We start from the raw sequence: 19,226 nt of genomic DNA on the forward strand, positions 1-19,226 counted from the left end.
ATGGAAGACCTGCCGGCTGCTGTGCAACACCGACATCTCCAGGCACCACAGATCCGACGGCGCCTGCTGGTGCTGGGATTTCTCTGCACAGCAGGGCTGCTGAGCTCCTGCAGCAGCGGCAATCGAACACCGATCCGACTACTGCGGGTCGCCCATGTTCTGCCGACCAACGAAAGAGTCACCCCGGTTGACAGTTCCAGAGACCGCACACCACTGCGCAGCTTTCAGAACAATCTTTGGGACGTGGTGCCAGGTCTGCGCATCCAGCCCGCCCTTTATTCGGAGGCGGCCGTCGAATCTGAACTGAGCCGGCAGACCATGAGCGGGCTGGGGCCGGATCTCGTCATGGGTGATGCCCGCGTCATCCAGGAACTCTTCGAAGCGAAACTGCTGGAGCCAGTCCCCATCACATCGGAGCAACGCAACGCCATTGCTCCGGGCTTGCTGCAACGCGTCACCAACTCCACTGGCGAAGTCACAGGTCTGCCGGTCTCCCAGTACATCCAGCTGGCCTGTTACGACAAGCGCAAACTCAAGGTGACGCCGACAACCCTGGCACTCATGTCGAAACAAAGCAGTAAGGGCCAGGTGTTTGGCATCACCCAGAACTTCGAAGACCTCTACTGGAGCATGAGCGGGTTCAAGGCCGGCAACGCTCTGGTGAGCTCACTCCGTGGCGAACAACCCACTGCAGAACAAACTCAGCAACTGGTTCGCTGGCTCAGCTGGCTGCGGGACGCCAGTTTTCAGCAAAATGTGATGTTCCTCAGGGATCAGGCCACGCTGCGCAAGCAGCTGATCGGTGGCCAACTCCACTGGATCAGCTGCTGGACCTCGCAACTACCTCAACTGAGGGAAGCGATGAAAGACAATCTTGGCATCACCGCGTTGCCTGCCGGCCCCTCAGCGCCGGCATCGCCCATCAGCAAACTCCAGGTTTGGGGTCTTGGACGCAATTCCAGTCCGCGCCAGCGTCAAACCGCTGAAGAACTGATGCAATTCATCGTCCAACCATGGGCCCAGAAAACCTGGTCTCTGCGTTATAGAACCAACTACCCGGTGAATCCTGCAGCAGCAACAATCATCAACCGCCAGATCCCTGGAATCGAAAACCTCTACTTATTCAAAGCCAAACAGGAAATCAAAGTTGGCGATGAAATCGTCGCCGCCATTGATGCAAATCCGAAACTTGCCAAAACCATCCAGAACATCCTCAATGATGTGATCTTCGGGGCCAAAACTCCTGCCAAGGGAGCTGAGCGTCTGCAGACCACTATGCGCCCAGCTTCATGACTGCTTCCGTCCTCTCCGATCTCCTGATCACAGTGGCTCCAGGAGAAATTCTGGTCGAAATGGTCAGCTGGGTTGCGTTTGTGCAGCGTTGGCCAGTCCTCATCCAGCTGCTCCTGGTGCTCGTTGTTCTCCTGATCGCGCGCACACGCAGCATCCTGCTGAACCGCAATCAACGTTTCCAGCGCATGCTCAACCGAGCAGGGCTGCATCAGCGCTTTCCCGATTCCATCCGCGTGCTGGTTGGCCCCGGCGTTGTTCTGCTGATGGCCGGAGTTTTCGCATTACTTCGGGTTCCTTTTGGATTACTGCGTTATTTCGGACTGCTCTGGCTGGGATGGAATCTGTTCACGCCCTTGAAAATGTTGGTGGAGAAAACCAATCCCCGATTCCCCATCGCAGAGGTGGAGACCAGCCTTTTCAAACCGATCTACGTGTTTTCGGCAACTTTGTCGATGCTGAGCCTTCTGGGCAGCCGGGAAAACCTTGCAAGGATTGGCGTGGCCAACCTCTTTGGAGTGGAAATAACACTCGGCAAGGTTTACACCGCCATCGTTGCGATCTACCTGATCGTGACGATCGCCTCCAGACCTGCAGCACTGATGGCCTGGCTGAGCGGTGCGATTTTCGGCGTCCAGAAACGCAATCAGCGCGGTCTTGAGCTGCTGTTCCGGTACAGCGTGATCGGCATCGGCATCATCGGCGTTGCTTACTACATCGGCATCAACGGCAATGCATTCGTGGCCATCGCCGGTGGTCTGTCTGTGGGAATTGGTTTCGGAACGAAGGAAATCATCTCCAACTTCATCAGCAGCATCTGGCTGTTGTTCGAAGGATCCGTACGGCCAGGAGAGATCCTGATGATTGATGGAGACCCCTGCACAGTGCGGAAACTGGGACTGCGAGCCACTCAATTGAAACGAGGGCGAGATGGTGCCGAACTGCTGATTCCGAATCAGAACTTCTTCACCCAGGAGGCGGCTTCCTACACAGCAACTGAAACCTCACGACGCGACTGCGTGATCGTTGGAGCGGCCTACCGCCATGATCCGGACAAGATCATCGACATCCTGCTTGAGATCACAGCTGATCATCCCAAGGTGAAAAAATATCCACCTCCGTCAGCATTCGTCCTCGAATTCGCCGAGTCATCGATCAACTACAAGGTGCTGTTCTGGGTGGCCGATCCTCTGGATGCGTTCAGCGTTGGTAGCGATCTGCGACGCGCAATCTGGAAGCGCTTCGATCAAGACAACATCAGCATTCCCTTCCCTCAGCGTCAGATCTACCCGATGGAATGGCCGCCCAAAACACAGAAAAGCCTGAGGCCCCAACTGCAAGCTGAACAGATGATTGATCAGAATGCCACCGAGGACATGAGCTAAGTTCTCTTCTGCGACGCACGAGTCTCATGCCTGAGCCGAGGGCTCCCGTGAGCTACCACCTGCAATTCCTGCAAACCAACACGGGATTGCTGGTGGGCACATTGGTGCTCATTGGCGCCTGGCTCCTGCTTCAGTTCCTGGGACGCCATGGCAGCAACATGGGCAGTCGCCTTGCCGCGGCACTCAGGCGGCCAGTGCTGTTTGGGCTGGGGATATCCCTCTATGCCAGCTGGATCATCCATCAGCTCAACGAAAGGCTTGAGCTGGGACTGCTGGCTCAGGCTGAGGTGAACAGGATCTCAACCACTCTGGTGATCGCCAGCGTCACCTGGGCTGTGATGAACATCGGCCAGACCGTACTGCGGTCTGCGTCGATGAGGCGATGGATCCGGATCGAGGATCAACAAGATGAGTCGATGCTCATCAATGTGATGAGCAGGCTCTTCACCATTGCGGTGCTGCTGGTCGCCACTGCAGCACTGATGGTGACCTTCGGCGTTCCATCGGGTGCCATCGCCACCATGCTCGGCGGCGCAGGCATCGGTATCTCATTCGCAACCCAACAGATCAGCCAGAACTTTCTCTCGGGCTTCATGTTGTTCTTCAATCGCCCATTCAGAGAAGGTGATTGGATCAACGCAGACAGCCTCGAAGGAACTGTTGAATCCATCGGCTGGTATTACACACGAATTCGCACCTTTGACCGCAGGCCGCTTTATATCCCGAATTCCGTATTCGCGACGAACCCGATTGAAAACCCAGGAGAGATGTATAACCGCAGAATTCGTGCCAATATCAGCCTGCGCTATGAAGATTTAGGTAAAATTGACAGCATCACCAAAGAAGTACGCACGCATCTTCAGCAGCATCCAGACATCGACCAAAGCCAGACTATCCTGGTTAACTTCAACGAATGGGATTCATCATCGATTAACATGATGGTTTATTGCTTCACGAAAACAACTGTATGGAAAGACTGGCTTGATATTCAACAATCCATTTTCCTTGAAATCGCAGGAATTGTTCAACGGAGTGGCGCTGATTTTGCCTTTGACTGCATGACTCTTTATCAGTCACCAGGCACAGATTCAAAAACCTGAGTCCAATAGCTGGCCAATCAAGATGGGAGACACGATCACCAATAGAGCAAAACAATCAATACTTCGATAACCAGTGGTCAGTAAATCGCTACAGCGCAGATGCTTCCAGGAAGAAATTCCTTTGCCACTCAACCGAGATGCAATAACTGTAAATCAGACTAATATTGAGGCATTGAAGCTCTGCCCGCATTAATGCCTGCACATTGGCTTAGGACTTTCAGCAGTGCAATCGCGGGCACCTTGGCGATCTCACTAAGCAGCTGCAGCAGCTTAAAAGCGCCTAATACACTATTCATGACTTACGGAGTAAGCGACAACAACGTAAAAGCCGATAAGTCGCAAGTTGAATTGTTTATAGAAACATACACAGAAGCATTCCAACGCTCAAACCCAGAAACTCGAATCATTTACATCATCTACCCACTTAGTAAAATTGTTGAACAAATCTCACTAGACAGCAAACTCAACCTAGGGCCGGATCTAATCATAGTAAGCGGAATTTCTGGAATCAGACCGTCTAAGCTGCGGACTGACAATCTCATATCAAAACTTCCGGATAAAAAATACTTTGATGCGATTTATGATTATCAAATTCAATCCACAGCTAAGGATAATGGTGATTACAGCTTTGCGCCATGGATTGTCAGCACACAACTTGCGTGCTTCAATAATACAAAAATAAAAAAATCACCAGATACCATTCAAGAGCTCGAAGAGCTCAGCGCCAGTGGTTACAAAGTTGGACTTGATTCTAGACCCGGTAATTTAATTTGGTCTGCTGGCACTCAAGGAGCAATTACTGAACTAAGTTCTATAGGAAGGCAATTTGGGGGCGACGAACAGAGATATCCAGCAATACGGGGTTGGTTAGAATGGCTACGCAGGGCAGCACTTTATCAGAATATTTACTTCGAACCCGAAGATCTCCTATTTGAGGACCTTAAGAATGACAAGCTGGACTGGATTACATGCAAGAGTTACCAAATCAGACATCTCAGAGAGAAAATGGGGAATACTCTCAGCATCGCAGCGTTACCGAACGGATCCAAGGCAAAAGCAGCTCCACTTGTAGAGACTTATGGCTTTGCACTAGGGAAAAACTCCAGCCCATCACAGCGACGAATGGCATTAAAATTTATCAAAACAAACGTGAACACGATCGCCCAAAGAAAATTACAACTGAGTAATACAGGATTCTTGGCAGCCAACCAGAATGTATCGATTTCCCCCAAAAGCTCCAAGGAACTCAACGCTCTCAATACGGCTCTAAATGAACAAAATAAATTCTATTCAAAAGAATGGCCGGGAATATATAGTTGGTATGTTGCCCTAGGTTCTAAACAATTAATCAGTACTTTCAGCGAACTCTTAGATGGCTACCTGAGCGTTAATGAAGCATTCAAAATAATCACCTCAATAACAGACTGATCATTATGGAGGCTTTACAGACTGAATTCACTGGTTGGCTGGGTTATCTAGACCGATGGGCTGTGAGCTGGCAGGTGGTTTTCATCGCTTTTGTTGTAATTGCCACAGTAATCGCACGCCGACATGCAAAAGTCTCCAATAAAAATATAATTCCTTCCATTCTATTCGGCCCACTAGCCCTGTTAGGCCCAGGCATGCTGCTTGGGCTCGTAAAAATTCCGTCGGGAATTATCATTCAAGTCGGGTGGTACTGGGCACTCCTCAGTCTTATTAATTGGATTGAATTAAGACTCAAAATCAGAAATCCTAAAAATCAACTTGCCTTCTGGCTTGGCAGGATTGTGAGGCCAGCTATCATAATATTTGCCATTATTTATTTCATCGAAAGGCTAAGCAGCCTTGCAACTATAAGCTTAATTAGTTTAGGAAATTTTTTTAATACTGACTTTGTCGTTGGAGGGGCATTCCTGCTATTTGTAGGTCTTTACTTGATTTTAGTCACTAGCCAAACTCTTTCAGCATTTACAGCATACTTAATGCAAATCATACTTAAAACTAGCGATCAGAGTCGCCAAATACTCGAACCTCTGTTCCGTTATTGCATCGTTGCCATTGGATTTCTAGCTCTTGCACTCGCAGCAGGTGTTAATGGAAATGCCTTTTTGGTGATCTCCGGCTCCATTGGCGTGGGCTTGGGGCTTGGCCTCAAAGATACAATTGGCAACCTCTTTACAGGGATCTGGCTGCTTCTCGAAGGCCTTATCAAGCCGGGCGAAATTCTAATGATCGACAAAGAACCTTGTCGGGTTAAAAGTCTGGGCCTAAGGGCGACTGTTTTAAGAAGACAACGTGATGAAGCTGAACTACTGATTCCCAATCAGGTTCTGTTCGCATCTCAGGCAGAATCATTTACAGCTGGAGATAATTACAGAAGAGAGTCAGTTGTGGTTGGGGCGGCTTACCATCACGCCCCCAAGCAAGTCATTGCATTACTGGAACAGATTGCCCAGTCCCACAAACGCGTGTTGACCAAGCCCGCTGCTAAGGCGTTTGCAATCGATTTTGCCGACTCATCCATCACCTACAAGCTGAAATTCTCTGTACGCAATCCCCTCGAAGCCTTGACCGTAGGCAGCGAACTTCGTCAGCAGATCTGGAGCGCCTTTGAAGAGAACAACATCACCATTCCCTTCCCTCAGCGCCAGGTGTACCCAATGCAATGGCCACCCAAGGATGAGAACAGTCTTCAGTTAACTGGAGGCCGAAGTGTAGTGGCGGAGCGCGAACAACCAGAAGCCACGGGCGGCCGCGAAAAAGCCAGCGGACAGGATGAATCCCAAAGCCAACAAAGGAAGTGATGCTCTGCCCAGTAACACTTCAGCAGGCACTGTGGTCAGGAACGCGACAGGAACCACCAGGGTGAACAGCAACCGCAAGGAGGCGGGATAGGCCTCAAGCGGGTAGCGCCCCGATGCCAGCACTGCCCTCAACACTTCCGTTGCATTCCAGGTCTTCACAAACCAGATGCTGGTGGCAGCAATCAGAAACCACAACGAATAAAGGATCAGCGCTGCAACCATCAGCATCAGCACCACCATCAAAAGCACCGCCGGGGTCAATACGACACCGGATTGATGCCCTCCCCAGGCGGCCAGACCAAGGCCCAGAACAACTTCAGACAGACCTGCTGGAGCAAACGTGCGCAGTGACACCCAGAACTGACTGTCGATCGGCTTGAGCAGCACGAAATCAAGCGTGCCTTCACGCACATAGGTGACGATCGCACCCAGGTTGGGCCGTAGCCAGGCAGTCGTCATGCCATCAAACACCGTGTAGAAACCCTGCACGATCAGAGCCTGGTTCCAGCTCCATCCCCCCAGCTCCCGACCGGGCCCGAAGAAAAGAGACAGCAGCAGCAGACTGCCGCCCAGGCTGAGAGCCACCGCCACCAGCTCCACCACCACATTCAGCTGATATTCCAGCTGAGTGGCCAGAGCGGTGCCCCAGAAGCGTCGCAGTGTTCGCCAGTAACGCCTCACCTCAGGCCCCCATGGCGCTGTAACGCCGAACGCCTGCTCGCCAGAGCACGAGCACCAGCGGCAGCAGCAGCACGACCCAAGCCAGCTGCGCGGCGAAACCCGCGACCAGATTCACGGGATCACCGGACAGAACCCGAGCCGGAAAATCAATCAGATAGGGGAATGGCGTCCAGCGCACCCAATCCTGCACAGAGGGCGGGAAGGCCGTTAAAGGTGCCAGCAGTCCGGAAAAAAACAGGAAGGGAAGAAACAGCAACCGCTCCAACGCGGTGGCCTTCTCACTCCAGAAACACAGTGAAGCGATCAGGCTCTGCAGCAGAAAGGCGATGGCAAAGGCCATCCAGGTGGCGAGCCAGGCCAGCAGGAAACCACCCAGGGATGGAATCCAGAACGCCTGCGGCTGGATCAGAAAAAACACTCCGGCGATGCCTGCAGCGAAGGGCAGCCGCGTGAGCTGCTCACCCAGATGTGAGGCCACATAACGCCAGAGAGGATGAAGAGGCTGCAGCAGATAGGGCGACAACCTGCCCAGCAGCGCATCCTCCTCGAAGGCGTAGACCATCCAGACCACCGAAAACTGACGCACCAGAAAGGCGCTGAGGAAATAGCGGTCCAGAGCCACCCCGTCAAGACCGAGCTGAGAGCGCGCATCACTGCCGCTCCAGAGGCTCAGCATGATGAACGGAAGCACTCCCGACAAGGCCCAGAGCGCGATTTCAGCGCGGTACTCGAGCATGTGCGCGTACTGACTGCCCAGCAGAGCGCGCACGATTCGGCGATTGAGCCCTAAGATGCGCATCAGAGGCTCCCCTGGCGGAACAACTCACCGATCAGCTGATCAATCGGAGGATCATTCACCTCCAGATCGCGCACTTCGAAACGCTCGAGAATCTGAGCAAGAACTCTGGTGAGCGATGCCGGGTCCACCCGCAGGTTGACCTCACAGTTCTCGAGGCTGTCGAGATGACCCAGCCCGGCGAAGGCTTCGGCAGGAGCTGGCTGGTCCAGCTCAAGACGCACGTGGCGCTCCGGCGCCAGACGACTGGCGAGGCGATCCAGGGCTCCATCGTGGAACAACTGCCCCTGGTGAATCAGCAACACCCTGGGGCAGAGGGCCGTGATATCAGCCATGTAATGACTGGTCAACAGAACAGTGGCACCTGTGCGGCGGTTGTACTCGGCCAGGAACTGGCGAACCCGCAACTGGGCATTCACATCCAGCCCCAGGGTCGGTTCATCCAGAAACAGCACCTCCGGCTCGTGCAGCAAGGCAGCCAGCAGCTCAGCCTTCATGCGCTGACCCAGCGACAATTTGCGCACCGGACGGGTGAGTTCTTCGCCCAGTTCAAGCAGATCCGACAGCTCTGCGATTCGCCTGCTGGCAACGCGGTCCGGAATGCCGTAAACCGCTGCATTGACGCGCAGCGAATCCATGGGCGGAAGGTCCCAGATGAGCTGCTGCTTCTGCCCCATCACCAGGGTGATGCGCCGCAGGAAATCAGGCTGGCGACGCTGTGGTTGATGACCAGCCACCAGCACCTGACCGGAACTGGGATAGATGAGACCACACAGCATTTTGAGCGTGGTGGTCTTGCCGGCTCCATTGGCACCGAGAAAGCCCACCATCTCACCGGGTGCGATGGCGAATGACACATCCCGAACCGCAGACACATCACGCTGCCGACGGCGCAGAAAGTGGCGCATGGTGCCAGCAAGGCCTGGCTGTTTATCAGCAACGCGGTAGGTCTTGCTGAGCCTTTCAACCGTGATCAACTTAGGCGCCAGCACAAAAGTCCAAGACTCATATCAGAATAAGAAATCTAACCAAGGCAACATCCAAGCGAAATCTGAAACAAACGGCTACCCAATAGTGCTCATTGACATCCCCACGGAATTGCTGTGCCTGAAAAGCAAATCAAGGAAGCGGATGTTTGCAAAAACCCATGGCACTGGCAGGCTTGAAAAAAATTACAAGACATGCATTAGGCTAAGACCTAAAAAAAATACTAAAACATTGAACCAATCAATCGTCTGATATGTTGAACACAGGAGAAAATTCACTCAAAAAGGTGATGAAAGAGAAAATCATTCTTTCCTTGATTACTTTAACAGTTGGCTGCGGCCAGCAGATTACGACACAACAAGAAACTAAAATCAACCCTAAGAAGAATCAAAGCACTGCCATAGCAAACTGCGCAGGGAGCAAGTCAGCAGAAGCAAAACAACGCACGGTATCAATCGTGCCTCAATTCTCTGCTTCGAGAATCCATAGCGATTACTGGCCTCTCCTTACAGAAATCGGGAAGCGAGCAAATATCTGCTTCAAACTCGATCAACAACAATCAATACCGTTGTTTGAAAAAGCTTTAAAAGAAGGATCAATAGACTATGCCTTCATGAATCCATATCATCAAGTAATGGTCAACAACATCTATCAGCCTATTATAAGAGATAAGAAACGCTTGCTGACGGGAATAATTGTCACGAACAAGCAAAGCGACATCTCCTCGCTAGAGCAACTTAACGGAAAAACATTATTACTTCCAGCGCCGAACGCGTTTGCGGCGTCACTACTTACTCGCGCGTATCTTGACAAAAAAAATATTTATTTTAAGCCAAAATACGTTAAAACGCATCAAAATGTTTATCGTGGAGTAGCAAGGGACTCGGAATTAATGGGTGGAGGCGTAAACAATACCTTCAATCGTGAGAACAACGAACTACGCTCAAATCTTGATATTTTATTCGAAACACAAGGATACCCAGCGCATCCCTTTTCAGCACGCAAAAAACTTCCTCTTAAAGAAATTGAAAATGTTCAAACCATATGGCTTGACATAGCAAAGGAGCCTGAAATGAGCAGTCTTTTCGACCAAGTTCAGATTAAAATCCCAATTAAAGCAAGCTATTCCAAGGATTATGCGCAACTCAAAGATCTTGGGTTAGAAAAATTTGTGCAATGATTGAAAATCCAAAAAACAAAGTTAACTTTAAAAGGGTTCTTCGAATAGTTCGTCATAGCAGCATTCCACTTGCGGTTGTTGCTTCCTGTGGCCTCATCACTTTATTCGGCGCAGACCGGTGGATCCTTCGCAACCTAGAAGAACAAAGAGACCTTAATTTTAGACAAGTAGTGAGCAGAATTTCACTGCAATTAAGTGAAAATGTCCTACTTTCAAGCTACAACAATATTGACACTCTTCTCTTGAGAATTCTTGACGAAGACCTTCACATAACTTGCCTGGCAGTTGCAGACAATAATGGCAAATTTCTATCAATAGCGAGCCGAGAAAAGCCAGGCTCTAAAGCCTCAATCAAGTATGGTTTGCCACCAGAAAACTGCAGAGACAATTCAGACAACAGATCAATACAAACTGTTTCTAATGGCAATTTTTACGCGAGCAGTAAAATCAAAAATAACAATTTAATCTTAGGAAGCATTTCAGGACATGCTGTTAATGATGAGAATGATCTAGCACTAATTCGATCCATTGAACTTATCCTTTTTGGGGCCTTTGGAGTTGCTTTTCTACCAGCCTTTGGAGTTCTCAGTTGGTCCAGCAACCGCCAGCTTGAACTAGAACAAGAAAAGACAGGACGTGTTTCTGCATTAATCGGTCAGCTGAAAGAAGCACAGGGTCGTACACGCGCAGCGTTCGAAGGAACCAATGACGGCTGGCTTGAATGGAATGTACAAACAGATGAATGCATTCCGTCACAAAAATTTCGACAGCTGGTAGGTTTTCACGCGAACCCTAAAAAAACGAAAAAACGAACCTTTAAGCTTGAGAAAGTTTGGAAACGCTGGGTCATCAAAGAGGACCAAGAGAAATTAAAATTATTTCTAGATAATTTCAAGCAAGTAAATTACAATACTAAATCAATTAAAGTTTCGGGAATTGAGTTGCGCATTATTCCGATTGACTCCAAAAAAATACTCACTCTAAAAATTGAAGCTGTAGTCACAGAATCAATTGATAATCAGAGTTCAGTAGTAGCAATTGTCGCCAACAACGTCACACATGACAAAGAACAACAAGAACGAATTAATCATCTAGCCTTTTATGACACGCTGACTGGACTACGCAATAGGTTCTCCTTTTCAGAAGAGCTCAAAAATGCTGAGAATGGTTTAAACAAAAATGAGTACAGACTTGCTATTTTTGCGATTGATGTAGACAATTTTAAATTTCTAAATGATTCTCACGGACACGCTTCAGGAGATCAATTCTTAATTCAAGCTGCCAATCGAATTCAATCCTGTACTCGCCAAAACGACTTTGTTGCACGCCTTGGAGGAGATGAGTTTGTAATCATTTACAGACTCCCATTTAGAAGCAACAGCGAAACCGAGGCTTTGGCAAAAAAAATAGCAGGAAAACTTCTAATCGAATTATCCAAGGGATACAATCTAAAGAATTGCACCACTCATAACACCTGCAGCATTGGAATTTGCATTGACAGCATCGACTTAAAATCAACGGCAACACTTTTAGACAAGGCAGATATAGCACTCTACAAAGCTAAAGAAATAGGTCGTAATTGCTTTTTTATCTATCAAAAGGGAATGGCATCCGAAGTAATCTCTAAAGCAACCACTGCAGAAGACCTGAAAAGATCAATTAAAGCAGGCGAAAGCTCTGTCTACCTGCAGCCAATTGTCAGGCTAGAGAACTCTCAAAAATTTAAAAGTAATATTCAAAAAATCGTTGGATACGAGGCACTTTTTCGATGCAAAAACCTAAATAAAAGCGTGCAATACTTGATATCTTGTGCAGAAGAAGCAGGAATGATCAACTTGATCACAGAATCAATACTAGATGGCATAGAGGCGGAATTCAAAAAACACAGTTACAACAAAAATACCTATATATCAATCAACATAAGTCCTGTTCAATTCTTAGAATTTGACTTCCCCAAAAAACTTTTGCATCAACTTCGTGAAAGACAAATTGATGCACAAAGAATCTATATTGAAATCACAGAAACAGCCGTCCTGGATAATACAGCAGGTGCTTTAGAACGCATGAATTTACTGCAGATGGAAGGAATTCATTTTTCTCTTGATGATTTTGGAACTGGATATGCATCCATTGAGTTACTGAGGAAACTGCCGTTCACATCAATCAAAATTGACCGATCTTACATCCAAAATGTTCATCAAGACTCAGGAATCAAGCTGGTTAAATCCATCATAAGCATGGCCAAAGCTTTCAACATGACACTCATCGGCGAAGGCGTAGAAACTATTGAACAAAAAAACACTCTTAACGCTCTTGGATGTGAATATGCACAGGGTTTTCTATTTGATCAAAATGGCAATAACCGCAAAACCTGATAATCACAAGTTTTTAGATCGACAATTCATCAATACTGGTTCATATTCAAATGAATCGTAGATTTTCGCCTAACCAGAACTGCTTGTGCCTGGTTCACACCCAAGTTGGACTTGCATTCGGCTACCACCTCGAGCGGTCCCTTATCAGAAAAGTTGGTCAGAATGAACCTTAATCTCCTTCTCGGACTGGAACATGGCCTTCTCCAAAAGTGCCTTCAAGGCATCGAAGACCACCAAACCATCAATTGGAGGTAACACCCAAAGCTCACTGCTGGCGTTGGCCAAGGATATAGTCACCGATGCTGCATTCGCCTAAGACGATGTCATCAATTGAACCGTTTTAGCTTTGGTGAGCACCATGATCTCGGCCTTCCCCTGCTTCAGCACCTGCACCAAATTGCCACGGTTACTCAAAACACGAACAAGAGCGATCTGGGACGGTTACAGTCCAGCGACCGTCCGCGGATTACGCACCAAATGAATTCCAGCGATCAACTCCGCCGACATGATTCAAGAATGCCATCGAGGGCTGCTTGATCACGAACAGGCCAAACCTAGTGTGCCTGAAACGTCGTCCCAAGCTCAACTGCGAGGCTCCGCCAAGCTCAGCCAAAACTCCTCAGCAAAATGCGAGATAAGCGTTTTTACCTTAGGTTCATCTGGCTGATCACCTTGGCCAGCACAAATCGTTCAGTTTATTGATCAGAGAGTGCTTCAACGGTTGCATTCTCGCCTGGATTCAGCCTGTGCTTGCTGAGCTTCAAATACCAATCGACAACATCTTCCAAGGGAGCACACAGAGCCCCAAATAGAGATCGAATTAACAATGACGAAGCCCTGAGCAACTTAAACACTACTTAAAAAGATGAACCCAAGACAAATGGAGACAAAAAGATTGGTGAGAAACATGTGCCTTTAATGGTCGCCCAAAAACCAAGCAACAAGATGGTTTAACCTAAACAACTAATCAGACTGAAGCTTCAAGATTGACTGAGCCCAGGGCAAGTAGCGAAGTGAAAAAGTAGAAGCTGGATGACAAGAATCGTATTCCGTTGGTGGAGCATACTTAGCCCCAAAAGAACCATCCTTATCTGAGGTTTTAACAAATGCTTCGCCAACTACACCTACCGCGCAAGGAAGAGCTTTATAATAAGTCTGAAGAATTGGAGGCGAAAGATCTTTAACTCCAGTACCATACTGCCACCAAACATTTAAACCTGACTTTTCAAGACTAGAAAGCCAAGTCGCATTGGCCTGAGGCGAAAGATATCCAAGATTATAAGCACTAATATGCAATGGGCGGTTTAGATTTTCAGCCATCAAAATTAATTGATTGCGAACAAATTGCCGACGGTTAGAATTAGTAAAAGGAATGTCAGATAGTTCTGAGGGGAAATACCAGCCTTTAACAGGAATATCACGAGCAGAGAGTAGGGGCAATAACCGCTCTTGCTGGACCAGCGACTGCCGCTGAAGACTATTCCAATATTCTTCGAATCGACTTTCCCAACCAGCCTGCAGAAGAGTTTGAGAAAAATTTGGATCTGCATGCAATCCAATGATCAATTGCAATCCCTCTTGACTAGCAATTTCAAGACTATTTAATAACCAGTTCTCCGGATCAATTAGCTGATCGCCAAAGGCTGTCCACTGAACAACAATTTGCCTAAAATCTTTACTATAAGCTTTACGCCATAACTGAGCCCATTCGCCTGGATCAACATTACGATCACGATTGAGAGGCTGGTAAAAAAGCGTACTTGACTTCGATATAGAAGGTAAAAAAAGAATAATGAGAATCGCCAGAAAAAGCCGAACGTGAAATTGGAACGAGTAAGTTTTCATAGGTTAATCTGAAAGCTCAATCTCACGCCAGGAGTCTGCTGATATAGGTCACCAGACAATGGTTGCTGATACTCCAATCGAGTCGTTAGTTTGTGACGATACGCACGAAATTCGTCTTCGTTTAGCCAGATCTGCCATCGCACGCCAATTCCTATACGAACGTCATACTCATAGTCTTGATGAGCCATCTGGGAGAAAAAGTATGGACTTAATGTTTGAGCAACGTCCCCGGGTAGTTTCCAAGTTCTGCCTTGGGAATAACGATACAAGCCAATTAGCTGAGATTGCTCAACAAAATAAGCTGAATCAAAATAGAAAAATCTCTCGTTCCATACATCACGATCTGCCTTCCATTCGGCACTCCAATCACCCTGATCTAAAACAGAACCATTAATACGAAGCAAAGCATCATCAGAACTCGTATCAGCCAAACGCGACTGAAAATATTCGGCAAATAAGTTAATATTCAAATCGTAGAATGGTTTATATCTAAAACCAAAACCACCAGATGTCTGGAAATCTGGCTGAGACAAATCAGAAGATGAGATGAATCTTGTGTAGCTAAAGATATCTTGATCAGACAAACGACGCTCGTAAATCAAAGAACCGACAATACCTTGCTGATACTCAAGGAGAACATCGTCAATAAACAAATCATCAATGCTTTGAGCAGAGCCATAAGGGGACACAGTAAAATCGATGTGTAAATTATCAATTCTAGAAAGAAATTCATAATTTCTTTTGAGCCCATACAGACGTTGATGTTGCGAAGGCAATGTCAAAGCTTCGGTGGAACTCAATGCGTCCTGCTCAAGCCAAATAGCACGTTTATAGTGTTTCAATGATGATTGATAATCACGACGTTCTTTAAAGAGCTTCGCAATCTCAGCCTCGATCTCAGGGTTTTCATCGCTAATTTGGCTTGCGCTCAATAAGACGGGGAGTGCCTGATCTTGAATTTTCCGGCGAGTGTCTTGACTCAAAGTAAATCCATAATCACTAAGATAACGAAAATTATTTGGATCTAATTTATTTGCTTTCTCAAGCCATTCCAGCGCTTTATCAGAATTACCAATATCTCTAGCAATTAACGCTCCTTGATAAAAGTCTGAGGCATTTTGGCTTTCACCAAGAACAATTTCATAGCGCTCATATGCAGAAAACAACTCGCCACGCTTGGCAGCAATTAAAGCTCCCAATCGCCAATGGTCGATACTTTTTTCGGTAAGATTTTGCCAATGTTTATTTGCATTCTCCAGTTGATTAAGTTGCAAAGAAACTTGTGACATTCCTGCCTGTATTGAAGATTGGTTCTTCTCAGTAGAAGGTAAGCCTTCCCAAAGTTCATAAGCACGCTCTGGTTCACCACTAGCGGCAAGAGCAAATGCCAACAGGCTGCGAGAGTCCTCGCGTCCTAATAAAAACGCTTGATCCAAGTAAACAGAAGCTTCACCTGGTGTTTGCTGAATTGCACACTGGCCATACGCTAACCATTCTCCTGCAGATGCCGATTCAGAAGAAAGTATGGTCATCTCAGGCAAAATGGCACAATCGCCGGAAAAAGCAAGTTGTTCAAACAATACGCCACGTTCATAGACAGGAAGGCGGATAGATAGGCGTTTCAGAAAGGAAGCTTTTGGTGCACCAAGTTGAGCATAAAGATTAATTAGACGATTAGCTAAACCTTCAGGAATTAAACTCTCAGGCGAATAATCCTCAACGAGACGTTTTTCTAAGAGGTCCAATGCTTGTCGAAGCTTACCTGAGGTAACTAGATTGAAGCTCAGTTCATCAAGTGTAGGTGGAGGGGGAAGCGCAGACAAAGTATTCATTGTCAACTCTCTTCTCTTAGTAGAATTTAAACGTTGTTGATTTAAAGTTGCTCTCGCGAAATTCAAACGTTGTTGAAGTAATGGTGACAATTCTGAGTCGTTTTGTGCTAAGGGCGATAGTTCTTCGACAATAGCTACCCAATCATCAGCTAATTCAGCAAGACCACTACGATAAACAACATCGCCTCCACGTTTACGAAGCCAATTCCATGCTTTTTTCGCACCGTACAATCGCTTTAATTGCTCAGATCGCCCCTTAATCAAAGACTCGCGATGCAGACCCTGCGTATGCTGTTGAAGCCATTGCTCAACCCTGCTTTCAGGTACAGGAGTTGATTGATTCAACCAAATCAATTGAATCTGTCGATAAAGAGGCTCTTCGATGGACACTTGTAAGGCATCGAGAGCATGTCCATACTGACGTTGCGCAAGAAGTGCCTCAGCGAGTATTAATCTGGCTTGATGGGAATTAGTGTCAATTTGGTTGAGAACAAATCGAGCTTCACGTTCTGCATCAGAATATCGACCCTCGGATAAGGCTCTAGATGCTCTTGCCAAAGAAGGGTAACTACTGAACTCTTTCCAATCACGAATCAAGTTAGTGAAAACATTTGCTTGAGCAGTTTTATTTGAATCAGTGCAAATAAAAAGAAAAACCACCAAAACAAGCGAATTCCACCAAATCTTAGACTTGCTAATTGCCTTACCCATCAAGAAACTCCTCCAATAATTGAAAAGCCTAATAAACGCTGACGTTTTTGCTCTTCAAGCAAGCCCTGAAGACTTTCTACACTCAGAAGGTCTAATTCAACTAAGTGGTCACCCAATTTTTGATATAAAGGATCGAAACTTATCAACGCTTGACTAAGAACAGACTGACTAATCAAGCCCATTTCCACAGCTAAATCACCAAGAAGCATCAGGTGACTACAAAAATTATCAAATACAACAATATCATGTTCAAATAATGACTTTAAACGGGGTAGATTCGAATTCAACAAATTTGATTCATCAGATCTATATGAATTAATAAGGCCAATTTGTACACGGCCGAGTGGCGCAATGACCTGTCGAGTAGGCAATTTGAGTTTACGACTAATTGCGCCTAGAGCGACTTTGCTCATAGCACTCTCACGTGCGAAAACCAAAACACCGGAGTCAACACACAGAGGTAAAATTGAATATTTAAAAGCCAATCCTTCACCCAAAAGCTTGAGTAAGGAAAAATCTCTTTGAAAAGGATTAAGATTGTAGTATTCCAAGTTTTGCTGCTCGGCAAGAGCAACGCCGAGTTGCACTGTCGTCAACATGTCAAAATCAAGTAGGGTTCTACCAATTCGGCGGCGTCCACTACTTTCAAGACACTTCTGTAATTGTGGAGGTGTAATGACTCCCTGTTCTAATAATATTTGACCCAACGGTCGACGTCTTGTGGAAGATGCAATACTTGGAAAAACATGAGTTGTTTTATCCCAGGCAACTTTACGAATACTGCCGATTGCCAGAATTAAACGAATAGCCTGAAAATTAGCAAGAAAATTTATCAAGTTTGCCCAAAACATTCTGGGGATCGCCATCAAGCCAGAGCAGAAACCATAGAAAACCGTAGTAAAATAAAATCTCTGAATTATTCGGTTGCATAGGAGAAACCCAGTCAAAAGAAGAAGGGTGGATAAGATTTGACTATTTCCCAACACAGAAGGAAAATCCCAATCTCCAAAGTTGTAATAACTAATTATCCAAACAATCGAAAGCTGTAATGTAATTATCATTGCTAAAAGGCCTATCATATTACTAATTCCACCCCTTCTATCACGCCAAAGAAAATAATTTATGAGCCAATCATCAGACCAAGGCAAAGATAAAGATCCTTGAAAAACGATGCCTGTTATCCAACGAGCTTTTTGACGGACAGAAGTTGATATTGTGTGTGGAAAATTTTCACGAACGCATATGACTTGACTCGCTCGCCTCTGAACACCAAATCGACGCTCCCTCAAAGGCGCAAGAGACGGTTCTCGCGGACTGTAGCGAACAAATATTTCGCGCATACCAGCCTGACGCAACCGAATTCCAATGTCATAATCCTCAGTCAGGCTTTGTGTTGAAAAAGCTATTCCATCACCTTCATCAAGAAGCAAAGTCAAAGCTCTTCGGCTAAAGCAAGTTCCAACTCCAGCACTTGGAACCAAGCCAGCAAGTGCTTCACGGATCACAACCTCTTTTCCATGCCATTCAGCAAATTCATCAGCATAATGATTGGCTGTAAAACTCCACCAATTACGACGAAGGTATGGATAAACAGGTATTTGCACTAAATCATTTCGTTCGATCATAAGATTAAACAAACGAAGCTCTAATGGTGAAATCACATCTTCTGCGTCATGCAAAATAAAGCCAGAAAATTTGACTGCAGCAGCCTTTTCAAAGGCTAAAACAGCTGCAAGAATATTATTGAGACAGTCAGCTTTGTTGGTCGGCCCCGGCAATGCACAAATTACCTGGTGAACATTTTCGAATTGACTACAAACTTCCTTTACATCTGACTGTGTCTCTGGATCGTTGGGATATGTTCCGATAAAAAATTGATAATTTTCATAGTCGAGCTCAGTGGCAGCGGTATTAACCATTTGAGCTATAACACCAACTTCTTTCCATGCAGGAACCATAATCGCCAGAGGCTTTTCTTTTTTAGAAAAGAGAAGTTGTTCGTCAGCGTAGTGATGTCGAGTATAAATAAAACACCTTCGCCAAACCCATCGAATCCAATAGATAAGGTCTATAAACAGATCTTCTATACCCAATAAAAGCAATGTGAAAGCTATCAAAAACGTAAATATACGCAAGCCATAAAGATAAATTGTAAAAAAATCAGTGCCCGCCATTTAATCAAAATTAGCCATAATAGAAAAATAGTCCAAAATAATTTATCTAATGATTACATGCATGGCTTTTGAAGGTCTCACATC

The 19,226-nt window shown here is 46.6% G+C and carries 14 protein-coding genes; 7 read left to right on the forward strand and 7 right to left on the reverse strand.

Annotated elements, in window-relative coordinates:
- The 5 genes from SIB73_RS11835 to SIB73_RS11855 all read left to right on the forward strand — a co-directional run bounded on the left by SIB73_RS11835 (position 1) and on the right by SIB73_RS11855 (position 6,561).
- Positions 1-1,293 (forward strand): extracellular solute-binding protein, encoded by a 1,293-nt coding sequence (locus tag SIB73_RS11835; protein ID WP_413404872.1) that lies wholly within the window; start codon positions 1-3, stop codon positions 1,291-1,293.
- Positions 1,290-2,675, forward strand: a complete 1,386-nt coding sequence (locus SIB73_RS11840) for a mechanosensitive ion channel family protein (protein ID WP_413404870.1) — start codon at positions 1,290-1,292, stop codon at positions 2,673-2,675. The genes SIB73_RS11835 and SIB73_RS11840 overlap by 4 nt, the downstream gene beginning before the upstream one ends.
- A 92-nt stretch (positions 2,676-2,767) precedes the next feature.
- Entirely contained in the window at positions 2,768-3,775 is a 1,008-nt protein-coding gene (locus SIB73_RS11845) for a mechanosensitive ion channel family protein (protein WP_413406223.1), read from the forward strand.
- 294 nt (positions 3,776-4,069) lie between these two features.
- Positions 4,070-5,203 carry a hypothetical protein gene (locus SIB73_RS11850; protein WP_413404868.1) on the forward strand — a complete coding sequence of 378 codons (1,134 nt, stop codon included), beginning with the start codon at positions 4,070-4,072 and terminating at the stop codon, positions 5,201-5,203.
- A 5-nt stretch (positions 5,204-5,208) separates the two neighbouring features.
- The gene (locus SIB73_RS11855; RefSeq protein ID WP_413404866.1) at positions 5,209-6,561 is read left to right on the forward strand and encodes a mechanosensitive ion channel family protein; all 1,353 of its coding nucleotides are present in this window, start codon (positions 5,209-5,211) and stop codon (positions 6,559-6,561) included.
- Here the strand turns inward: SIB73_RS11855 and SIB73_RS11860 are convergent.
- The 3 genes from SIB73_RS11860 to SIB73_RS11870 are packed head-to-tail and all read right to left on the reverse strand — an operon-like array spanning position 6,454 to position 9,015.
- On the reverse strand, positions 6,454-7,242 hold the full coding sequence (locus SIB73_RS11860) for an ABC transporter permease (RefSeq protein WP_413404864.1): 789 nt from the start codon (positions 7,240-7,242) through the stop codon (positions 6,454-6,456). The two genes, SIB73_RS11855 and SIB73_RS11860, sit on opposite strands and share 108 nt — an antisense overlap.
- Before the next feature lies 1 nt (position 7,243).
- Complete coding sequence (locus SIB73_RS11865; protein WP_413404862.1) at positions 7,244-8,041, reverse strand: ABC transporter permease; 798 nt, start codon at positions 8,039-8,041, stop codon at positions 7,244-7,246.
- A complete protein-coding gene (locus tag SIB73_RS11870; protein WP_413406221.1) occupies positions 8,041-9,015 on the reverse strand; it encodes an ATP-binding cassette domain-containing protein in 975 nt (324 codons plus the stop codon). The genes SIB73_RS11865 and SIB73_RS11870 overlap by 1 nt, the downstream gene beginning before the upstream one ends.
- A gap of 263 nt (positions 9,016-9,278) precedes the next feature.
- On the opposite strand from SIB73_RS11870, the gene SIB73_RS11875 reads away from it, so the two are divergent.
- Together SIB73_RS11875 and SIB73_RS11880 are read left to right on the forward strand one after the other, a co-directional pair.
- Complete coding sequence (locus SIB73_RS11875) at positions 9,279-10,205, forward strand: phosphate/phosphite/phosphonate ABC transporter substrate-binding protein (RefSeq protein WP_413404861.1); 927 nt, start codon at positions 9,279-9,281, stop codon at positions 10,203-10,205.
- The gene (locus SIB73_RS11880; RefSeq protein WP_413404859.1) at positions 10,202-12,580 is read left to right on the forward strand and encodes a putative bifunctional diguanylate cyclase/phosphodiesterase; all 2,379 of its coding nucleotides are present in this window, start codon (positions 10,202-10,204) and stop codon (positions 12,578-12,580) included. Before SIB73_RS11875 ends, SIB73_RS11880 begins: the two co-directional genes overlap by 4 nt.
- 144 nt (positions 12,581-12,724) lie before the next feature.
- Here the strand turns inward: SIB73_RS11880 and SIB73_RS11885 are convergent, their stop codons facing one another.
- From SIB73_RS11885 to SIB73_RS11900, 4 genes are all read right to left on the reverse strand, one after another.
- Positions 12,725-12,865: a hypothetical protein gene (locus SIB73_RS11885; protein ID WP_413404858.1), complete on the reverse strand. Its 141-nt coding sequence runs from the start codon at positions 12,863-12,865 to the stop codon at positions 12,725-12,727.
- Positions 12,866-13,543: 678 nt separating this feature from the next.
- Complete coding sequence (locus SIB73_RS11890) at positions 13,544-14,425, reverse strand: DUF4434 domain-containing protein (protein WP_413404856.1); 882 nt, start codon at positions 14,423-14,425, stop codon at positions 13,544-13,546.
- Positions 14,422-16,968, reverse strand: a complete 2,547-nt coding sequence (locus SIB73_RS11895; protein ID WP_413404854.1) for an NfrA family protein — start codon at positions 16,966-16,968, stop codon at positions 14,422-14,424. The genes SIB73_RS11890 and SIB73_RS11895 overlap by 4 nt, the downstream gene beginning before the upstream one ends.
- Positions 16,968-19,142 (reverse strand): glycosyl transferase family protein, encoded by a 2,175-nt coding sequence (locus tag SIB73_RS11900; protein WP_413404852.1) that lies wholly within the window; start codon positions 19,140-19,142, stop codon positions 16,968-16,970. Before SIB73_RS11900 ends, SIB73_RS11895 begins: the two co-directional genes overlap by 1 nt.
- Between the last annotated feature and the right edge of the window lie 84 nt (positions 19,143-19,226).

The organism is Synechococcus sp. MIT S9509 (assembly GCF_047303035.1).
Lineage (GTDB): Bacteria > Cyanobacteriota > Cyanobacteriia > PCC-6307 > Cyanobiaceae > Synechococcus_C.